We start from the raw sequence: 19,845 nt of genomic DNA, 5'->3' as shown, positions 1-19,845 counted from the left end.
GGGGAACGGAACCCACAAGTAACAGCATCTTGAACGTAAAGATTTGCAATTTTTGCGTTATTGTCGGTACATGGCCCGAGTTTCAACCCCATCGACCGATGCGGTGCGCGTCAAGAAGCGCAATCCTGCCGGTATGACGAGTGTCGACACCGCCAATCCCGGTCGCCTGACCTCACCGCACGCGCCCGAGCCGGTGAAGGAACAGACCGGCACCTCCCCGGACGCGCTGACCATCGGCCGCAGGCTGCGTCATACAAGACAGGAGGGCGGGCGCACGCTCGGTGACGTCGCCGAGGCTGTCGGGATGTCGGCGTCGGCGCTCTCGCTGATCGAGAACGGCAAGCGCGAGCCGCGGCTGTCGGTGCTGACCGCGCTCGCGGAGGAGCTGGGCACCGACCTGTCGACGTTGCTGTCGACCGCACCGCCCAACCGGCGCGCGGCGCTTGAGATCCGGCTGGAGCGGGCGCAGCGGCAGCCGTCATACGAGGCGCTCGGGCTGCCCAAGGTCAAGATCGGTCCGCGGCTGCCGTCCGAGGCGCTCGAGGCGCTCGTCGGGATGCACGAGGCGATGGCCTCCGCGCAGGCCGACCGGGCGGCGACGCCGGAGCACGCCCGCCGGGCGAATGCCGAGCTGCGCGACCGGATGCGCGCGGCCGACAACTACTTCGGCGACATCGAGGCAGCGGCGGGCGACCTGCTGAAGTCGATCAACCACCCGGGCGGTCCGATCAGCCGCGCGGCGGTCGACCGGCTCGCCGGGCACCTCGGCTTCAAGCTCGTGCACACCTCGGATCTGCCGGGTTCGACGCGCACCGTCACCGACCTGCACAACAAGCGCATCTATCTGCCGCAACCCGAAGCAGGGCAACATGATTCGCGGTCCCTCGCGCTGCACGCGGTCGGGCACCTGGTGCTCGGTCACCAAGTGCCGGCCGACTACGCGGAGTTTCTGTCGCAGCGGGTCGAGATCAACTACTTCGCCGCCGCGCTGTTGATGCCGGAGGGCGAGACCGTCGACTTCCTGCGGCGCGCGATGGAGGAGAAGGACATCGCGATCGAGGATCTGCGTGATGCGTATGCCGTGTCCTACGAGACCGCCGCGCACCGCTTCACCAACCTGGCCACGAGGCATCTCGGGTTGCCGGTGCATTTCATGCGGATCAGCCAGGACGGCGTGATCTACAAGGCCTACGAGAATGACGGAGTGCAGTTCCCGGTCGACCCAGCGGGCGCGATCGAAGGTCAGCGGGTATGCCGGGCATGGACCGCGCGCCGGGTCTTCGAGCAGCCCGACCTGTCCCAGGCGTTCCAGAGCTACACCGACACCCGGTCGGGCACCTACTGGTGCACCGCGGTGGTCGACCGCACCCACGACGGGCTCTTCGCGGTCAACGTCGGCGTGCCCTACCAGCACGTGAAATGGATGCGCGGCCGGGAGACCACCGAGCGCGCCACCTCCCGCTGCCCGGACCCGAGCTGCTGCACCCAGCCGCCGACCGACCTCGCCTCGCGCTGGACCGGGCAGGCCTGGCCCTCCGCCCGGGTCCACTCGCACCTGCTGGCCGCGATGCCGCCCGGAGTCTTCCCGGGTGTCGACGACACCGAGGTCTACCGCTTCCTGGAGCGGCACGCGCCGTCCTGATCGGTCGGGTTGCGCGGGGGTCAGCCGGCGAGGTGGCCCCAGTCGCGCGACAATTCGCGCCACGGGCCGGACGCGGCGACTCGGCCCTCGACGAGCACTACGACCCGGTCGGCCTGGGCGAGCGCGGCGCGCTTGGAGGTCGCGCCGATGACCGTCGTATGACGAGAGCGCAGCGCCCGCCACAACTCGATCTCCGTCGTGGCGTCGAGCGCGCTGGACACATCGTCAGCCAGCAGCAGCTCGCTGTCGGTCGCGAGGGCGCGGGCGAGTGCGAGCCGCTGCACCTGACCACCGGACAGCCGCACCCCGCGGTGACCCACCAGGCCGTCGGGCCCGCCCGCCTCGGCGATGTCCGGCTCCAATCGTGCGGTCGACACCGGCTCGTCGAAGGCGCGCTCGGCGTGACCGAGCTGCACGTTGTCGGCGAAGCTGCCCGACAGCACCCGCGGGATCTGACCGACCAGCGCGACGTGCGACGGGCGAAGGAAGGTCTGCGGGTCATCGACGTCAGCGCCGTTCCAGCGCACGGCCCCGTCATACGACAGGAGACCGGCGAGGGCGCCGAGCAGGCTCGATTTGCCCGAGCCGACCTGGCCGAGCAGCAGCACCAGCTCACCGCGGTGCACGGTGAGGTCGACGTCGCTGACCCCGATCGTGCCGTCGTCATGCACGGCACTGACACCACGAAGCTCCAGCTCCTGCAACGGATTTCGTGGGGGAGTGGTCGGCGCCGGGGCGGCACCCGTCGTCAGGTCGACTCCCGCCGGCAGCGCCATCAGATCGGCACCTGCGGCGAAGCGGCTGGTGGCGCGCTGCCACGCGCGGGTGCCCGGTGCCTCGGTGACGACGGCGCCCGCGACGCGGCCGAACCAGTCGAACCCGGTGACCGCGCCCGCCACCAGGATCGCGGTGGCCAGGCCCCACACCCCGCCGAGGTATGACGCCCAGGCCGCGACCACGCCGACCTGCACCAGCACGATCGGCACGCCGTCGAGCACCGCTCGCACGCGGTGCTCGAAGACCGCGGCCTGCACTCGGCCGGCGTCGACCTGGCGCAGGTGTCGGTGCACCTCGGGGGTGCGCGCCGCCAACTTGACCGTGCGCGCCGAGTCGAGCGCCGACACCAGTGCGCGGCCGAAACCGGCCCGGGCGGCGGAGGATTTGGCCGCCGACCGGCCGGCGATCGGACGACCCAGCGCTGACGCGACCGCCGCGGAGAACATCACCGCGAGCAGGATGAGACCTGCCAGCGCGGTCCCGCTGATCAGTGCGGTCACCCCGGCGATGACCAGGCCGTTGACGAAGTCGACCCACCGGTCGGCGTAGAGCGCGAAACGGTCGGCGTCCATCGCCCGTGCGACCACCTCGCCGGGCGGGTTGCGTGGCAGCCTCCGCTGCCGGGTCTGACCGACGAGCACGGCCATCCGGGTGCGCAGCATCGTCTCGATCCACCAGCGCGGGTAGCGGCGGAACGCCTCGGCGAGCATCAGTGGCGACAGGATCAGGCTGACCACGAGGGCAATCGTCAGTGAGGTCACCGAGGCGCCGTCCTGCAGGCGTTCGACGGTGCGTCCCCAGATCAGACCGGTGACCGCGCCGAGCGAACCGAGCAGTGCGGAGCCGAGGAACAGGCCGATCGAGAACAACCCCCAGCGCGGCACGACCAGCAGCGCATGGGCCACGCTCCGAGCCAACGACGGGCCGTCGCCGACAGCGTCGCGCACCGGTGGAGTGCCCTTGCGACGCAGTGCACCTACTGTTTGCTGGGTCCGTTCGCCGTCGTCGTCGGCGGGGTCATCAGCCGCCGAATCCGACTGCGCGTCAAGGGAGTCGCTCGTGCCGGCAGCTTCCAGCAGCGAGCGGAACGGACCGGGCTGCCGTGCCAGACCCGCTCGTGGACCGCTTTGGATCAACCGCCCGTGGTCGAGCACCGCGACCAGGTCGGCGCGGTCGATCGTGCTCAGCCGGTGCGCCACGAGCACGCCGGTGCGCCCGTGCAGCAGGCGCTCGGCGGCGGCGACCACCCGGCGCTCGGTGAGCGGATCCATCCGTGCCGTCGCTTCGTCGAGCACGACCACTCGCACGTCGCGCACCAGCAGCCGGACGAACGACACCAACTGCTCCTCGCCCGCCGACAAGGTGGTGCCGCCCGGACCGAGCAGGGTGTCGAGGCCCTCGGGCAGCCCGGCGACCCAATCGGTCAGACCGAGCTCGTCGACCGCGGCCTGCACGGTGGCGCGCGGCCGGTCGGCGAACAGCGTGATGTTCTGCTCCAGCGTGCCGGCGAGGATCTCGGTGCGCTGAGTGACGACACCGACCGCGCGCCGCAACTGCTGCAGGTCGACGGTGGTGACGTCGACGCCGCCGAGGAAGACTGACCCCGGACGCGGCTCGACCGCACGGGACAGCAGCGAAGTGATGGTCGACTTGCCCGAACCGGTGCGGCCGACCAGTGCGACCGTCTGCCCGGCCGGCACGTGCAGGTCGATGTCGCTCAGGGCGAACGTCCCGTGCGCATAAGCAAATTGCAGGTCGTCCAGCCGTATGTCGAGGGCCCCGTCCGGCAGGTCGGCTCCTCCGGCGGGCTCCGGAGCGACCGCCATCATCTGTCGCACGCGCATCAGCGCGCCGAGGCCGGCCTGCATCTCGGGCAGGTGACGGGCGGTCTGGTCGATTTGCCCGACGAACGTGGTGGTGACCAGGAAGAGGGTCACCAGCGCGGCGATCGACAGGTCGTCGCGGCTGACCAGCACGACGCCGATGACCCCGACCGCGGCGAGCATCGCGTGCAGCAGCACGCCGGCGCGCAGCCCGAGGTTGCGCTCCAGCTCGACCACGAGACGGAACTTTTCGTGGATGGCCGCGGACAGCTCGCTCACCCGGCGCACTGCGAACGACGCACCGAGGCTGGTCCGCAGGTCATCGGCGCCGGCGATGCCCTCTTCGAGTGCCGCTGCATGGTCGGTCCAGGCCGCCTCCTCGATGACCTTGCGCCGGGCGATCTCGCCGAGCAGTGGCCGCACCACCCAGAAGGTTGCGCCAGCCATGAGCGGAAAGAGCAACCAGGCCGGCCACCAGGTGAAACCGGCGACGATCCACATCGGGATCAGCGCGACGACTGTGCGCATGGCAGCCCAAAGCTCCTGGCGCAGAAGCGAACCCAGCTCGTGGGTGTCGTCGTCGACCCGGTCGAGGATCTCACCGACGGCCTGCTCGGTCAGCGCGTCGAGCGGCTGGTGCAGTGCCGCGCTCAGCAGGTCCTCGCGCAACCGTCCCTCGGCACGATCGACGACGCCCGCCCAGAGGAACCTGCCGACCGTGTCGAGCAGTGCGCCACCCACGACGCAGATCGCGAGCGCGACGACCAGTCCCCGGGACGGGTCGGCCGCGACCCGACCGGCGATCACGGTGCCGAGCACGACGGCGATCGCGCCGAGCGACATCGCACCGAGCGAGAGCAGTGCGACCGGCCCCCTGAGCCGTCGCCAGTCGACCCGCCGCGCGGGATCATGCGCGGGCGAGGCAGGGTGGTTTCCCCCGACCGACGAGGTCGCGGTGGTGGTCGTGGTGGTCATCGGTCGTCACGCTACGCGGATGCGCCGACATACGCCTCCGGTTTTTCTCCCCGTATGACGGGAGCCCCGCACAAACCACGAATCCCCCTGCAGAACAGGGGGATTCGTGGTTGACGTCCCGCGTACTGGACTGGACCTTCCAGGCGATCCAAGGGCGCGCGCCGCGAGGACGAAGCGCCACCGGGGTGCTGCGACTGGTCCCGCGTCAAGGTCTCCGCCGTGACATCGGACGCCAACCGGCTCCTCGGGAATCGTTCAGTCCGCCCGGGGTCCGATATCGGGCATGGCCGGTCAGGTGTGACGGTGCAGGTCGAGTGCGGCACGTGCCTCCGCTAGCGCGCCGGAGCGTGTGCGCCAGTATTCGGTGATCCGCAGGCCGGCAGTGCTCCGGGCTGGAAGTTGACACGACGACCCCGAGAGCGGGTAGACGACTTTGCTGCCTCGGCCTGGACCGAGGGTGCTGAGTCCGTAACAACGGCTCCAGCCATCGCCGTCCCGTTTGATGTAGAGCTGTATTGTCATGCCGACGTCCGCGCCGACATCGCGTTTGACCACGATGCTGACTCGTTGAGTGGAGCGGTACCAGCACAGGTGGACCCGTCGGTCGAGGTCTGCGGCGTTCCCGAGCCCAGGATCGTGCTTTGCGTATGGCACAAGGGCGACGTGGTAGCCGGGCTTCTTAGTGACCATCGGCGAAGTGCCGAGGTTCGCTGAGATGGTCGGGACCCCGTCGGATCCGCAGAGCATGTCGGCCGCGGCCGGCTTCATGCTGGATGAGCCGATAAGGCCCGCGGTCAGAACCGCGGCCGCGCCGGTTGTTGCAACCAATTTTCGTGAACGGTGCATGGCTGAATTCCATTTCATTCCAATGAGTTTCGTGGATTATGCGAGGTGTGTTCCCCTGACCCCTCGCAAAATGTACGAGCGACCTCCCTTCGTCAGCTTCGCCCCGGCTTACAAGACCGCGCGAGCGCGGCGGCTGGGCGAGACGGCAACGCAACTTGGCTCCTCCACCCGAAGATGGCCCCTTCCCCTACCCCTGCCCGCGCGCTCGTCAGAGTTGACGACGCAGACGGTGGTTGCGCTCTGCGCGGTATGGCCGATGAAGCGGGAGTTGTTCCGTCATGTCGGGAACTCCTTTTATTTCAGACTGATTCGCTGTTCCGTTCGCGCGTGCTCAGCGCAGAAGGCTCCGTTCTTCTGCTCTGATCTTGGCTCCGGGCTCGGTATCAGGCGGGCGATTCCTGGGTCTGCGTGCGGTAGAGCACGGCCCCGGCGGCGGTGAGTTGGTGGGTGACTTGTTGCCCGGTTCGTCGGGAGGAGACCAGGCCGCTGTATCGAAGGGCTTTGAGGTGTCGGCTGGCGTTGCCCGGCGACATACTGGTGTGGCGTGCAACGTCGCTGGTACTCGCGGGGGTGCTGGCGAGTAGGCCGAGAATGCGGCTCCGTGCGCGACCGAGCACGGCGTGCAGTTCGTCGGGTTGCGCGCGCGGCGTCGATTTCAGGGGCACGTGTTCGTGGACCGGGATGGCCAGCACCGTCGATTCGCCCGGGTCGTCCTGCACGAGGGCGTGCCTCCAGCCGAAGTAGATCGGCTGGAGCACAAGCCCTCGGCCACACAATGGCAGGTCGACGTCGGTGAACCACGGAATTGACAGCGTGGGGTAGGTCCAGCTGATGCCCGAGCCGAGTGTGGTCAGTAGCCCCTCGACACCGGCCGCGGCGAGCGTTTGACTGCGGTGCTCGAGGTCAGTGGCCACGCAGGCTCGGATTTGGGTCCAGTACGGCGCGAGACTGTCTGACCAGTGGGCTATCGCCGCGCGGGTGATGCGGTCACGACGTTGCCGCCACCAGGCCGCAGTGCGCGCGCCGGGAGCAAGCTGGAGCGATGTGAGCTGTTCCTGGACGAGGTCAGCTGCAGTGTCGTTGAGCAACGGAGCGAGTGCGGTCATCGTGCTGGCATGAGTGAACGGCGTGAGGTAGTCGGGCACGACTCCTCGTGTTGCGGGGATCAATCGATATAGGTCTGCTGCGCGTGTGCGCGCAGCAGAGCTTCCTGCCGCGGGTCGCCAGTCATCGAACACGTGCGCGGCGGTGGCGCGGCGTGATGCCTGAATGGAAGCGATCATCTCCCAGGACGCCGACGCGCAGGGCGCCATGCGCACTCGCGCCACGTCCGCTGCGGTGAAGTGCAGACGCAGCATCAGAATCGCTCCCCTCGATAGCGTTCAAACCCCTCGATACCGACGTTACCGACGGCGTTGGATCTGACACGTGGATCCGGTGGATCTCTGCCACTCAACTGCTCGTGCCGCCAGCGCGCAAACCTTTGCGTTCGAACGCAATAGTCGGTTACGCCTCCGGTTTTTCTCCCCGTATGACGGGAGCCCCGCACAAACCACGAATCCCCCTGCAAAACAGGGGGATTCGTGGTTGCGGTGGATCGATCAGCCGAGCGACTTCACGAAGTCGGGGTTGTCCTTCAACCACGCCTCGACGCCGGCCATGGGGGCGTCCTTGTTCTTCTGGACGACCTCTTCCTCCAACGGCGACAGCGTCTTGTCGTCCATCTGGAACTTCTTCAGCATCGCGGCGACGTCGGGGAAGTCCTTCTCGAAGCCCTTCCGGCCGACCGAGTGGATGCTGTCGGGTTTGCCCATCGAACCCTTCGGGTCCTTCAGGTCCTTGACCGGGAACGCGTTGTAGGCCCAGTGCGGACGCCAGAGGGTGACCACGATCGGCTTCTTCTCGTCGGTCGCCTTCTTCAGCGCCGCCAGCATCGACGGGGTGCTCGAGGTCTGCAGCTGCCACCCGGACAGGCCATAGTCCTTGATCATCTTCTTCGCGGCGGCGGTCAGGCCGGCACCTGCCTCGATGCCGACGATCTTGTTACCGACCTGCGAACCGATCGACTTCAACTGGTCGAGCGACTCGATCTGCATGTAGTCCGGCACCGCGATCGTCAGTGGCGCGCTGTCGTACCAGACACCCAGATCGGTGAGGTTCTTGCCGTACTTGTCCCAGTAGGTCTTGTGGGTGGCCGGCAGCCAGGCGTCCAGGTAGAGGTCGACCTGGCCCTGGTCGAGACCGACGAAGACCGGCCCGGCGTCGGACACGTGCTTGAGGGTGACCTTGTGGCCCTTGTCCTGCAGGATCTTCTGCCACAGATAGGTCGCCGCGATGTCCTCGTCCCAGTCGATGTAGCCGATCGTGATCGGCTTCTTGCCGCCACCACCTCCGCCGCCACCGCCGGCGTTGCGTTCGTCGTTGGCGGTTGTGCAGCCTGCGGTGACCAGCCCGATCCCGGCGGCGGCGATGCCGCCGAGCAGGGTGCGCCGGTTGGGCGCCAGTTCGATAGCCATTTGCGTTCTCCTCCTCAGGCCGCGTCGGTCGCGGCCGCCGCGCGGGCCTGTCGCCGACGCAGCTTGTCGATTTCGCTGCGCAGGCCGACTTCGCGCTTGCTGAATCCGTCGGTGACGCGGTCCAGGAAGATCGCCAGGATCACCACGGACAGACCTGCCTCGACCCCCACGCCGACATCGAGTGACTGCAAGGACGACAGCACGTCCTGGCCGAGGCCGGGTGCGCCGACGATGCCGGCGACGACGACCATCGACAGGGCGAGCATGATCACCTGGTTGACGCCGGCCATGATGCTCGGCATCGCCAGCGGGATCTGGATGCCGCGCAGCACTTCCTTCGGGGTCGCACCGAACGCCTGCCCGGCCTCGACCATCTCGCCGTCGACCTGCCGGATGCCGAGCTCGGTCAGCCGGACGCCCGGCGGGATGGAGAAGATGATCGTGGCCAGCACCGCGCCCGCCGATCCGAGCCCGATGAGGAAGAGCACCGGCAGCAGATAGACGTATGCCGGCAGCGTCTGCATGAAGTCGAGCACCGGCTTGATCACCGCCGACGCGCGACGGTTGCGCGCGGCGAGGATGCCGACCGGGATCGCGATCACGATGGCCAGCACGCTGGCCACGATGATCTGGGCCAAGGTCTGCATGGCACTCGGGAATTCGCCGAACGCGTCGATCAGGCAGAACCCGACCGCCGCCAGGACCGCGGCCTTCCAGCCACGCGCCCACAGCGCGAGCAGCGCGAAGATGACGATCAGCAGCACGATCGGGGTGTTCATCAGCACGTGCTGGATGCCGTCGACCAGGTGGTTGACGATGCTGGCCACGCCGTCGAAGAAGCCTGACCAGTGGTCCGTCAACCAATTGACGACGTCGGCGATCCACTCCCCGAGATGGATCCGCGGGACAACGGTGCTCATCGGGCTCCTCCGGTGGTCTTGTCGAGCTCGACGGTCGAATTGTCAGGTGTGCCAACAGGATCCGCAGGATCTGTCGGATCAACGGCGCCGAGGGCGGCCAGCAGCGTCACCCGGGGTATGACGCCAACGAGCTTCCCGTCGGGGTCGACCACGGGCAGCGGCAGCCGCACCGATGCGGCCGGCGTGAACAGCTCGGCCGCGGGCGCATCCGCCGGGACGGTCGTCTCGATCGGCTTGACCAGGTCGGCGATCGTCTCCCCACCGCCTCGCGCGGCGACGATGTCCTCCTCCATGACGTAACCCTGCAGACCGCGGTCGCGGCCCACGACATACAGACCGGGCTGTTGGTGCTCGCGCATCAGCTTGTGCGCGGCGAGCGGGCCGTGGCCCATGCCGAGCGTGGCCACGGGCGGCTCCATGATCGAGCGCGCGGTAAGCACCCGGGTGCGGTCGACGTCGGCGACGAACTGCGCCACGTAGTCGTTGGCCGGGTCGGTGAGGATCTCCTCGGCGGTGCCGACCTGCACGATGCGGCCGTCGCGCATCATCGCGATGCGGTCGCCGAGGCGCATCGCCTCGTTGAGGTCGTGGGTGATGAAGACGATCGTCTTGCCGAGCTGGTTCTGCAGCTCGATCAGCTGGTCCTGCATGTCGCGGCGGATCAGCGGGTCGAGTGCGCTGAACGCCTCGTCCATCAGCAGGATGTCGGTGTCGGCGGCCAGCGCGCGGGCCAGGCCGACCCGCTGCTGCATGCCACCGGACAGCTCACCCGGCTTGTGGTCGCCCCAGCCGTCGAGACCGACGAGTTTCAGTGCCTCCAAAGCCTTTTCGCGCCGCTCCGCCTCGGAAACGCCCTTGACCTGCAGGCCGTAGGCGGCGTTCTCGGCGACCGTGCGGTGCGGGAAGAGCGCGAAGTGCTGGAAGACCATGCTGATGTGGTCGCGGCGGGCCTGCCGCAGCTGCGCGGCGCTCATCGTGCTGATGTCCTCGCCGAGGATCTTCACGTGACCCGACGTCGGCTGGTGCAGCCCGTTGAGCATCCGGATCAGCGTCGACTTGCCCGACCCGGACAAGCCCATGACCACGAAGATCTCGCCTTCGTTGACCTCGAACGAGGCGTCGATGACGGCGGGCGTCACGTCATACCGCTTGCGCAGCTCCCCGGCGTCTTCCCCCTGCTCGAGTCGTCGAACGATGTCCCCGGGTCGTCTGCCGAAGACCTTGTACAGATGTTGCGCCTCGAGCAAGGGCACGTCGATATTCCTCCAACCGATCATCACGAAACCGGCCAGTGATCACAGTGCGGCCGGTTCTTCCACGTGATCACACATCGGAGGGGCGCACCAAATCGACAGTGGGGATCGTTATCGGCCAGTTACCTGGTGTTCGTACTGGCAACCCGCAGCGGCCGTCGTGCGTCCTGTTCAGTGTTGGCAGCCGACATGGATCGAGGCGAGGGGCGATGATGAACCGTCGACAGGCGCTGCAGGCGCTCGCACTGATGTCACTCGGAGGTGCGCTTGCCGGGTGCAGTTCCAGCTCGGACGGAGGTTCGCCAGTGAGTTCCAGCGGCGCAGCGCCGGCCCCGGAGCCGTCGGCATCCGGCGGGGTGCTCGCGGTGCAGGCAGCCCGTATGACGCCGGGCCCCTCGGCGACGGCGGGCGCCGACCTGACGAAGTTCGGCGCCGACCTGTTTCTGGCCGACGACAAGATCTCCGCCACGGGCAACGGATCGATCAGTCCTTACTCGGTCTACTCGGCGCTGGCGATGACCGACGCCGGCGCGCGGGGCAGCACGTCGGCGCAGCTGGACGCGCTGCTCGGCGGCGACCAGCAGCGGCAGGCCGGCAACATCACCGCCGTCGATGCCGCGGTCGCCAAGGCGATCACGAACAGCAAGGGCGCGCATAACGGGCCGATCGTCACCCAGGCCGCCAACTCGCTGTGGCCGGACAAGTCCTTGCAGGTCAGCCGCGACTTCCTCCGGCAGCTGGCCATCGGGTATGCCGCTCAGGTGCACCTCGCCGACTACACCCAGGACGCTGCCGGTGCCCGCGACGCGATCAACGCGTGGGTGAGCGAGCGGACCCACCGGCTCATTCCCGCCCTGCTCGGCCCGGGCGACGTCACGGCGGACACCAGGCTCGAACTCGTCAACGCGCTCTACCTCAAGGCGGCGTGGGCCAAGGAATTCAAGCCTCCGTCGGCGCCGGCTGCGTTCACGACCGCCTCGGGCAGGACCGTGCAGACGCCATACCTGCGGGCGTCCTCCAAGTACGCCGTGGCACGCGGCGACGGCTGGGTGTCGGTCTCGATCCCTTACATCGGCGACGGTATGGCGATGACGGTGCTGCTACCGGACAAGGGTGCTTTCAGCAAGGTCCGCGGGGGACTGGCCGGCGTGCTGCGGGAGGCGCTGGCGACCAAGCCGGCCGGGGTGGTGATGCTGTCCCTGCCTGGGTTCGCGCTCGACACCCGCAGTCCGCTGGTGCCGGCTCTGCAACGACTCGGGGTGCGCGCGCTGTTCAACGGCGCCGACCTGTCGGGTATCGCCGGAAAGCCCGGCGAGCTACGGGTGAACAGCGTCGCCCATCAATCGGTGGTGAAGGTCGACCAGTACGGCACCGAGGCGGCAGCGGCGACCGGGGTCGGTGTCGGGGCGGTCGCGGCACCCGGCATGGTCGATCGGGTCAACGTCGACCGGGCGTTCTTCTTCGTCATACACGACACGACGACCAAGGCGCCGCTCTTCCTCGGACAGGTGGCCGACCCGACCACACCGGCCTGACCCGGCTCGATTGGGGGAACCGGGCGGCGTTCTGGCACAATGCTTGCGCGTACTTGTGTGCCCGGAGGGCCCTCTCATCCACCGGCTGCACACGCCTACCCCCGAGTCACGGCTCCCCGCGTGTTCCCCACCCGGTCTCGCCGTGCCTCACCTGACAATTGAAGGAGACACCACAAACGTGGCCGTCAAGATTCGTTTGAAGCGCCTCGGCGCGATTCGCAACGCCCAGTACCGAGTGGTCGTCATGGACTCGCGCACCAAGCGCGATGGCCGGGCGATCGAAGAGATCGGTCTGTACCACCCGAAGCAGGACCCGAGCCTGATCCAGATCGACTCCGAGCGTGCGCAGTATTGGCTCGGCGTCGGCGCGCAGCCGACCGAGCAGGTCGCGGCGCTGTTGAAGGTGACCGGCGACTGGCAGAAGTTCAAGGGCGAGAAGGGTGCCGAGGGCACCCTGAAGGTCGCCGAACCGCGTCCGGACAAGAAGGCTCTCTACGAGGCGGCCCTCGCCGCCGCGCAGAACGCCGCGGACGACACGAGCAAGGGCGGCGCGACCACCGCTCGCAAGAAGGCCGAGGCCAAGCAGGAGAAGACCGAAGCGGCCGACGCCAAGGCTGCGGCCGAGGACAAGGCCGACGAGGTCGCCGTCCCGGTCGAGGAGCCGAAGGCCGACGTCCGCGCGGAGATCGCCGACGGTGGCTACGGCGCCGACTCGGCCGCCCCGCTGGAGGACGGCGCGTCGCCCGACCCGGCCGTCTTCACCGTCAAGGGCAACAAGGACTCGATGAAGTACCACACGACCGACTCGCAGTGGTACGACTCGACCGTCGCCGAGGTCTGGTTCAAGACCGCGGAGGCCGCCGAGGCCGCGGGCTTCGCCGCCCCGGGCGCCAAGTCCGAGGGCTGACCCCTTGCTGGAGGAAGCACTCGAACACCTCGTCAAGGGGATCGTCGATCACGACGGCGACGTCACGGTGCGCCGTGCGAACGGCCGCCGTGGGGGCGACCTCCTCGAGGTGCGAGTGCACCCCGACGACCTGGGTCGCGTGATCGGCCGCTCCGGGCGCACCGCGTCCGCGTTGCGTGAGGTCATGCGGGCCTTGGCCGGTGGCAAGAACATCCGCGTAGACATCGTCGACACCGACCGTCGATGACGAGCTAGGCGCGAAACTCAGGAAGAGGTATGCCGCGAGCAGTCGCTCGCGGCATACCTCTTCTGCGTTCGGGGACCTGTCGCACCGAGCCAACTGATAGTTTCTGACGCAAACAGTGCACTGTGGTGCAAAATGCGTCAAAGTCTGTGAAAGGTGTGACAGATGCGTAAGCACGAACGCTTCTCCGCGATCCTGGAACGCATCTCACACGACGGCAGCATCGATGTCGAGCAGTTGGTCGCCGACTTCGGGGTGTCGCCGGCGACGGCGCGGCGGGACCTGGACGAACTCGCCGCGCAGCAGTTGGTCTCGCGCACCCGGGGTGGTGCGGTCGGCGGTTCGGTGAGCTACGGCCTGCCGGTGCGCTATCGGACCGCCCGCCAGTCCGACCAGAAGCGACGCATCGCCGATCGCGCTGCGCAGATGATCGAGGCCGGCACCGTGGTCGGCTTCAACGGGGGCACCACGACCACCGAGGTTGCGCGCAGTCTCGCCTCTCGCGCGGACATCGCCGAGGGCGAGGCGGGAGCGCTCACTTCGCTCACGGTGGTGACCAACGCGCTCAACATCGCAAGCGACCTTGCGGTCCGGCCGCAGCTGCGGGTGGTGGTGATCGGCGGGGTGATCCGACCCCAATCCTTCGAGTTGGTAGGGCATTTCGCCCGCCCGGTCATCGACTCCATGACAATCGACCTGCTGTTTCTCGGGGTCGATGCGGTGTCCGCCGAGTATGGCGCCGCGACCCGTCATGACGACGAAGGCGAGATCAACCAGGCGATGGCGTCGCGTGCGCGCCGGGTCGTGGTCGTCGCCGACGGCAGCAAGCTCGGCAAACGCGCGTTCTGCACGATCGCTCCTCCGTCCGGCATCGACGCGCTGCTCACCGACAAGGGTGCGGACACGGGTGCCGTGCGCGACTTCGAGCGGGCCGGCGTAGAGGTAATTCAGGCCTGAGCGCGGAGCAGGCGCTGGTCTCGTAAGCGGTGGTGACGTCAGCCGCCCTTCCGCTTACGGGATGCGCGGGGCGGCCGGCTACTCACAGCTCGAGCAGGCGCTGCACCTCGGCGGCCATCGCGTCGCGGGCGGCGCGCAGGTAGGGGCGCGGGTCGACCTTGTCGGTGCCGGTCAGCACGGAGCGAACGGCGCCGGTGAAGGCGATGTTGAGGGCGGTGCCGACGTTGATCTTGGTCATCCCGGCGCGGACGGCGGCGAGCAACTCGTCGTCGGGCACCCCGGAGGAGCCGTGCAGCACCAGCGGCACCTGCGCGGCGTCACGCAGGCGGGTGATCAGCGCACGGTCGAGTGACGCCGACTTGCTGGTCATGGCGTGGCTGCTGCCGACCGCGACGGCGAGCGCGTCGACACCCGTCGCGGCGACATAGGCCGCTGCCTCGTCCGGATCGGTGCGGACACCTGCGGCGTGCGCGCTCGCCGGGGCATCGGGTTTGCCTCCCACATATCCGAGTTCGGCTTCGACGAAGAGTCCCGCATCGTGTGCCGCGGCGGTCACCTCCGCGGTGAGTCGCACGTTGTCGTCGTAGGGGAGTGCACCGGCGTCGAACATCACCGAGCCGACACCGAGGTCGGCCGCAGCCAGCGCCAGCTCGGGGTCGGTGACGTGGTCCAGGTGCACGGCGAGCGGCACGGCGGCGGTGCGGGCGATCTCCAGGGCGGCGGCGGTGATCGGTCGTGGGTCGTTGCCGTGGAAGGCGATGGTGTTGTGGCTCAGCTGCAGGATGCACGGCCGACCGGCCGCAGTGGCGCCGGCGGCGATCGCCTCGGCGTGCTCCAAGGTGACGATGTTGAACGCGAAGACCGGCATGCCCGAATCCGCGCCGGTGGCAACGAGTTCGGCGGTCGTCGTGAGCGTCATACGGTGATCTCCTGGAAGGTGAGGGATGTCTGATGGTGGGCGGCGACGGCCCGGTCGACGCTGCCGGCGGTCGGCCGGGCGACCGCACCGGCGGCCCAGCCGGCGGCGAGCCGGAGCCGGCGCAGCCAGTGCTCATCGTGCTCGATGCCGAGTGCGAGTCCGGCGGTGAATGCGTCGCCCGCACCGGTGGGGTTGCCGGCGACCGGCACGCCCGTGGTCACCCCGAAGTCGCCGGCGGTCGTGCTCGCGACGAGGCCTTCCGCGCCGCGGGTGACGACGCACTCGGCGGCACCCATATGACGCAATTCGAGTGCGGCTGAAAGTGTTTCGCTCATGGTGCCAGCCGGCCGGCCGACGGCCGCACCGGCTTCCTCGGCGTTCACCTTGACCACGTCGGGCCCGGCGGACAACGCGGCCACGAGAGGCGCACCGGAGCAGTCCAGCACCACTGGCACACCCTGGTCGTGGGCCAGGCGGGTCAGCTCGGCATACGCATCGACAGCCAGCCCCGCCGGGAGGCTGCCCGACAGTGTCACGACGGCAGCGTCGCGGGCGAGTGAGGCGAAGAGCTCGGTGAACGTGCGCCATTCGTCGATGCCGACCGTCGGGCCCGGCTCGTTGAAGACCGTCGCCTCGTCGCCGGCGACTACCGTCACAGTGCGGCGGGTGGCACCGGCGACGTGCGAAAACCGGTGTGACACACCGAGTTCGTCCAGAGCACAGGCAAGTTCGGCACCTGACGCGCCGCCGACGATGCCGGTCGCCGTGACCGACGCGGCTGCCTCGTGCAGCACCGCGGCGACGTTGACCCCCTTGCCGCCGGGGCGCTGCAGCACCTGCGACACCCGGTGCGACTCGCCTGGCACCAGACGGTCCACGCGATAGGTGACGTCGAGCGCCGGATTGGGGCAGGCTGCGAGGATCACGCCGGTCCTTTCCCTGCGGCGTCCCGCGCGAGCAGCGCTGCGCCGACCAGACCGGCCGCTCCGGCCAGCTCCGAGACCACCAGCTCCGGCGTGTCCCGCCACGGCATACCGGCGGCGAACGCGGCGGCGACTGGATCGCGCAGCGTGTCCCCGGCGGCGGACAGCCCTCCTGCGAGGACGACCCGCTGCGGGTCGGTCAGCAGGGCTGCGCAGACCAGTCCGCGGGCGAGGGTTGCGGTCGCGGTGCGCCATACCTGACGGGCGTCGTCGTCCTGCCCGAGCCGCGCGACGATCTCGTCGGCGCCCAGCGTGCTGCCGGTGCGCTCGGCATACATCCGGGACACCGCGCGCGCGGAGGAGAACATCTCCAAGCAGCCGAATGCGCCGCAATTGCAACGTATTTCAAGGTTGCCGACCGGGATGTGCCCGATCTCGCCGGCGATGCCCGCATGCCCCTGCACGATCGTGCCGCCGCTCACGACCACGCCGGCGATGCCGGTGCCGAGCACGACGATCATGGCGTCGGTGAGATCTGCGGCGGCGCCCAACTCCACCTCCGCGAGGCCGGCGGCGCGCACGTCGTGACCGACCTCGACCGGCAGCCCGAGCTCGTCGCGCAGCAGGTCGCGCAGGGGCACGTCGCTCCAGCCGATGTTGGCCGCGTAGCGGGCGACACCCCGGGATGCGTCGACGATGCCCGGGACGACGACGCCCACCGCGGCCACCGGGATATCCGCCGAGCGGGCTGCGGCGACCTGGCTGCGGGCGGCGTCACGCAGTGTCTGCACGACCTTCGCCGGGCCATCGGCCACCGGGGTCGGCACCGTGCGGGTGAGCTGCCGTGCCCCATCGCTGCCGATGACTGCGGACTTGATCGTGGTGCCGCCGACGTCGAGAGCGAGCACCGCGGGCGGTCCGCTCACTGCAGCACCACGGAGCGGGTCAGGTGCCGCGGCGTGTCGGGGTTCTTGCCGGCCGCCTCGGCGAGTCCGACGGCGAGCCGCTGCGCGGTCGTGAGGTGTGCCATCGGGTCGATGTCGGAGCTGACGAAGAGCGCTCCGGTCGCCGCGACGTCATCGGCAAGACCCTCCGGCACGCGGCCGAAAGCGCATACGGCAGAACGCTCGTCGACGATGCTGATCGGTCCGTGCCGAAACTCCATGGCCGGGTAGGACTCGGTCCAGGCCTGCGCGGCCTCGCGCAGCTTCAGCGCCGCCTCGTTGGCCAGGCCGACGGTCCAGCCGTCGCCGAGGAAGCTGAACTGGCTGCGGTTGAGCAGATCCTCGGGCAGCGGCTGTGCCAGCTCCTGCTCGGCATCGCGTATGGCGGGAGCCAGGTCCTCACCCAGTGCGGCCCGCCACCACGCGAGCACACTGGTGGCGAAGCGGGTCTGGACGACCGACTGCTCGTCGGCGAAGCCGAGCAGGACGTTGTCGGTGGCAAGCGGCACCACGGGGTGGCCGGCCTCGGTGGTCAGCACGGTGGAACGTTGCTCCGAGCCGAGTCGGCGCAGCAGGTCGAGCACCTCGGTCGTGGTGCCCGATCGGGTGATCGCGACGACCCGGTCGTAGTGTCGGTCGAGCGGGAACTGCGAGGCGGCGAACGCGTCGGTCACACCCTGGCCGGCCTGCTCGCGCAAGACCGCTGCCGACTGGGCCATGAACCACGAGGTCCCGCAACCGACGACGGCCACCCGCTCGCCCGGCGCAGGCATGGCGTTCGCGCTCTGCGAGCCGGCGGCGAGCTCGGCCGCCTGCGCCCAGACCTGTGGCTGGCTGGCGATCTCGGTTGCGACGTAGGACACGCGTGCTCCTTGCTGGTGAAGGTCCCGATCACACGAGACGCTGGTTGACTGTTTATGCGTGTAACGACGACTTTAGCTCATTTATGTGCATCGGCGGCGTCCTTTGGGGTCGACCCGACGCACCGATTTCGGCGAGCGCAGTGTTCGATGACCTCATGAGCCAGTTGACCCTGACCGACGCCCGTGTGCTGACTCCCGAGGGCGTGCGCGACGGCGCATTGCGGATCCAAGACGGTCACATCGTGGCGATCGACCAGGCGGGAAGGCCCGCGGCAGGGGAGGAGGGCACCTCGCTCGACGGCCGACTCGTCGTGCCGGGGTATGTCGACATCCACGTGCACGGTGGTGGCGGCCATGACATGACCGCGTCCGCGGAGTCGATGGCGCAGGCTGTCCGGTTTCACCGCGGTCACGGCACCACCACGACGCTCACCTCCCTGGTCACCGCCCCGGTCGACGACTTGGTGCAGCAGTTGTCCTGGGCGGCCGATCTCGCGGAGGCGGGCGAGGTGGCCGGGGCTCACCTGGAGGGCCCGTTCCTCTCGCACGCGCGGTGCGGTGCGCAGAACCCCGACCACCTGCTCGCGCCGGATCTGACCGCGTTCGGCCGGATGCTCCAAGCAGCACGCGGACACCTGAGGGTCATCACGGTCGCGCCCGAGTTGCCCGGTGCGCTCGACCTGATCGACGCCGCGGTGGCGGCCGGGGTGGTGGTTGCTGTCGGCCATACCGATGCCACGTATGACGAGGCTTCTGCGGCATACGATCACGGGGCGCGGCTCGCCACCCATCTGTTCAACGGGATGCGCCCGATCCACCATCGCGAGCCGGGTCCGGTGCTGGCGAGCCTGGACGCCGGTGTCCCGTGCGAGACGATCAACGACGGGATCCACCTGCATCCGGCTGTGCTGCGCGAGGTGCTGGCCCGTGGCACGGACAAGCTCGTGCTGATCACCGACGCCATCGATGCCGCTGGGGTGGGTGATGGTGTCTATAACCTTGGTGGGCAACAAGTTTGGGTGCGTGACGGCGCGGCGCGCCTGGAGTCCGGATCGCTGGCCGGCAGCTCGCTGACGATGGACTCGGCATTCGCGCGGGCGGTGCAGAACGGCGTGCCGCTCGAGGTCGCCTCGGTCGCAGCGTCGGCGAACCCGGCCCACGCGATCGGGCTGGAGGATCGCGGCGAGCTGCGTCCCGGGGCGCGGGCCGATCTTGTCGTCCTCGACGACGCGCACGATGTCGTGCGGGTCATGCGCGCCGGGGAGTGGGTGACCGGGGAGAATGACGGCCATGAGTGATGTCGTCGTCGCCCGGATCGGCAAGCCGCACGGGCTCAAGGGCGAGGTGACGGTGCGCCTGCACACCGATGCGCCTGCCGAACGCTTCGTGGTGGGCGAGTCCTTCACGACCGAGCCTGCCGCCGTTGGCCCGCTGACCTTGCGAACTCACCGCGTGCACAACGGGATTCACCTGCTCAGTTTTGAGCAAGCCCTCGATCGGACGGCCGCCGAGGCGCTGCGCGGCACGCAGCTGCTGGCGGCGGCGGACGCGGACGACGAGGATGCGTGGTATGCCGACGACCTGGTCGGGCTGCGGGTCGAGGCCCCCGACGGGGAACGCATCGGCACGGTCATCGCGTTGCACGACCGGCCCGCGCAGGACCTGCTGGAGCTACGGCTGGAGGGCGGCAGGGCCGGCTTTGTGCCGTTCGTGGAGCAGATTGTGCCGATCGTCGACCTCAATGGCGGCCGGATCGTCGTCGATGCGCCTCCCGGGCTGCTCGACCTCGCGGGGGATTGAC

Annotated in this window: 17 protein-coding genes; 7 read left to right on the top strand and 10 right to left on the bottom strand. The window is 69.0% G+C overall.

What is annotated here, in order from left to right:
• Nucleotides 1–133 precede the first annotated feature (133 nt).
• On the top strand, nt 134–1,642 hold the full coding sequence (locus N2M23_RS06790) for a helix-turn-helix domain-containing protein (protein WP_425270211.1): 1,509 nt from the start codon (nt 134–136) through the stop codon (nt 1,640–1,642).
• A gap of 20 nt (nt 1,643–1,662) precedes the next feature.
• Here N2M23_RS06790 and N2M23_RS06785 read toward each other — a convergent pair whose 3' ends face one another.
• The 6 genes from N2M23_RS06785 to N2M23_RS06760 form a co-directional block, all read right to left on the bottom strand.
• Nucleotides 1,663–5,217: an ATP-binding cassette domain-containing protein gene (locus N2M23_RS06785; RefSeq protein WP_265444260.1), complete on the bottom strand. Its 3,555-nt coding sequence runs from the start codon at nt 5,215–5,217 to the stop codon at nt 1,663–1,665.
• 291 nt (nt 5,218–5,508) lie between these two features.
• The gene (locus N2M23_RS06780) at nt 5,509–5,985 is read right to left on the bottom strand and encodes a hypothetical protein (RefSeq protein WP_265444258.1); all 477 of its coding nucleotides are present in this window, start codon (nt 5,983–5,985) and stop codon (nt 5,509–5,511) included.
• 461 nt (nt 5,986–6,446) lie between these two features.
• Nucleotides 6,447–7,208, bottom strand: coding sequence for an ArsR/SmtB family transcription factor (locus N2M23_RS06775; protein WP_265444256.1), 762 nt, complete (start codon nt 7,206–7,208; stop codon nt 6,447–6,449).
• 456 nt (nt 7,209–7,664) lie between these two features.
• Nucleotides 7,665–8,579, bottom strand: coding sequence for a glycine betaine ABC transporter substrate-binding protein (locus N2M23_RS06770; protein ID WP_265444254.1), 915 nt, complete (start codon nt 8,577–8,579; stop codon nt 7,665–7,667).
• A 14-nt stretch (nt 8,580–8,593) separates the two neighbouring features.
• Nucleotides 8,594–9,499: an ABC transporter permease gene (locus tag N2M23_RS06765; RefSeq protein ID WP_265444252.1), complete on the bottom strand. Its 906-nt coding sequence runs from the start codon at nt 9,497–9,499 to the stop codon at nt 8,594–8,596.
• On the bottom strand, nt 9,496–10,752 hold the full coding sequence (locus N2M23_RS06760; protein ID WP_265444251.1) for a quaternary amine ABC transporter ATP-binding protein: 1,257 nt from the start codon (nt 10,750–10,752) through the stop codon (nt 9,496–9,498). The genes N2M23_RS06765 and N2M23_RS06760 overlap by 4 nt, the downstream gene beginning before the upstream one ends.
• Nucleotides 10,753–11,057: 305 nt before the next feature.
• Here N2M23_RS06760 and N2M23_RS06755 point away from each other — a divergent pair, with 305 nt between their 5' ends.
• The 4 genes from N2M23_RS06755 (at nt 11,058) to N2M23_RS06740 (ending at nt 14,395) form a co-directional block, all read left to right on the top strand.
• On the top strand, nt 11,058–12,287 hold the full coding sequence (locus N2M23_RS06755) for a serpin family protein (protein WP_265444250.1): 1,230 nt from the start codon (nt 11,058–11,060) through the stop codon (nt 12,285–12,287).
• A gap of 178 nt (nt 12,288–12,465) precedes the next feature.
• Entirely contained in the window at nt 12,466–13,194 is a 729-nt protein-coding gene (gene rpsP / locus N2M23_RS21120; RefSeq protein WP_425270198.1) for a 30S ribosomal protein S16, read from the top strand.
• Between the two features lie 4 nt (nt 13,195–13,198).
• Nucleotides 13,199–13,441 carry an RNA-binding protein gene (locus N2M23_RS06745; protein WP_265444248.1) on the top strand — a complete coding sequence of 81 codons (243 nt, stop codon included), beginning with the start codon at nt 13,199–13,201 and terminating at the stop codon, nt 13,439–13,441.
• A 162-nt stretch (nt 13,442–13,603) separates the two neighbouring features.
• Nucleotides 13,604–14,395 carry a DeoR/GlpR family DNA-binding transcription regulator gene (locus N2M23_RS06740; protein WP_265444246.1) on the top strand — a complete coding sequence of 264 codons (792 nt, stop codon included), beginning with the start codon at nt 13,604–13,606 and terminating at the stop codon, nt 14,393–14,395.
• Between the two features lie 82 nt (nt 14,396–14,477).
• Here the strand turns inward: N2M23_RS06740 and N2M23_RS06735 are convergent, their stop codons facing one another.
• Genes N2M23_RS06735 through N2M23_RS06720 form a run of 4 tightly spaced genes read right to left on the bottom strand, consistent with a single transcriptional unit; the run spans nt 14,478 to nt 18,044 of the window.
• A complete protein-coding gene (locus N2M23_RS06735) occupies nt 14,478–15,314 on the bottom strand; it encodes a class II fructose-bisphosphate aldolase (protein ID WP_265444244.1) in 837 nt (278 codons plus the stop codon).
• Nucleotides 15,311–16,240, bottom strand: a complete 930-nt coding sequence (locus N2M23_RS06730) for a 1-phosphofructokinase family hexose kinase (protein ID WP_265444243.1) — start codon at nt 16,238–16,240, stop codon at nt 15,311–15,313. Before N2M23_RS06730 ends, N2M23_RS06735 begins: the two co-directional genes overlap by 4 nt.
• Nucleotides 16,237–17,163, bottom strand: a complete 927-nt coding sequence (locus N2M23_RS06725) for an ROK family protein (protein WP_265444241.1) — start codon at nt 17,161–17,163, stop codon at nt 16,237–16,239. The genes N2M23_RS06730 and N2M23_RS06725 overlap by 4 nt, the downstream gene beginning before the upstream one ends.
• Complete coding sequence (locus N2M23_RS06720) at nt 17,160–18,044, bottom strand: SIS domain-containing protein (protein WP_265444240.1); 885 nt, start codon at nt 18,042–18,044, stop codon at nt 17,160–17,162. Before N2M23_RS06720 ends, N2M23_RS06725 begins: the two co-directional genes overlap by 4 nt.
• Before the next feature lie 155 nt (nt 18,045–18,199).
• On the opposite strand from N2M23_RS06720, the gene nagA reads away from it, so the two are divergent.
• Together nagA and rimM are read left to right on the top strand one after the other, a co-directional pair.
• On the top strand, nt 18,200–19,342 hold the full coding sequence (gene nagA, locus N2M23_RS06715; RefSeq protein WP_265444239.1) for an N-acetylglucosamine-6-phosphate deacetylase: 1,143 nt from the start codon (nt 18,200–18,202) through the stop codon (nt 19,340–19,342).
• Nucleotides 19,335–19,844, top strand: a complete 510-nt coding sequence (gene rimM / locus N2M23_RS06710) for a ribosome maturation factor RimM (protein WP_265444237.1) — start codon at nt 19,335–19,337, stop codon at nt 19,842–19,844. The genes nagA and rimM overlap by 8 nt, the downstream gene beginning before the upstream one ends.
• The last annotated feature ends 1 nt before the right edge of the window (nt 19,845 follow it).

Source organism: Flexivirga meconopsidis, from assembly GCF_026162425.1.
Taxonomy (GTDB): Bacteria; Actinomycetota; Actinomycetes; order Actinomycetales; family Dermatophilaceae; genus Flexivirga; species Flexivirga meconopsidis.
The sequence above is the reverse complement of the archived record's forward strand: the minus strand, read 5'-3'. Positions and strand labels throughout refer to the sequence as shown.

Coding starts and splice junctions, on each gene's coding strand:
- N2M23_RS06735 (WP_265444244.1), bottom strand. CDS start 15,314: ATGACGCTCACGACGACCGCCGAACTCGTTGCCACCGGCGCGGATTCG.
- N2M23_RS06780 (WP_265444258.1), bottom strand. CDS start 5,985: ATGAAGCCGGCCGCGGCCGACATGCTCTGCGGATCCGACGGGGTCCCG.
- N2M23_RS06785 (WP_265444260.1), bottom strand. CDS start 5,217: ATGACCACCACGACCACCACCGCGACCTCGTCGGTCGGGGGAAACCAC.
- N2M23_RS06765 (WP_265444252.1), bottom strand. CDS start 9,499: ATGAGCACCGTTGTCCCGCGGATCCATCTCGGGGAGTGGATCGCCGAC.
- N2M23_RS06770 (WP_265444254.1), bottom strand. CDS start 8,579: ATGGCTATCGAACTGGCGCCCAACCGGCGCACCCTGCTCGGCGGCATC.
- N2M23_RS06740 (WP_265444246.1), top strand. CDS start 13,604: ATGCGTAAGCACGAACGCTTCTCCGCGATCCTGGAACGCATCTCACAC.
- N2M23_RS06790 (WP_425270211.1), top strand. CDS start 134: ATGACGAGTGTCGACACCGCCAATCCCGGTCGCCTGACCTCACCGCAC.
- nagA (WP_265444239.1), top strand. CDS start 18,200: ATGAGCCAGTTGACCCTGACCGACGCCCGTGTGCTGACTCCCGAGGGC.
- rimM (WP_265444237.1), top strand. CDS start 19,335: ATGAGTGATGTCGTCGTCGCCCGGATCGGCAAGCCGCACGGGCTCAAG.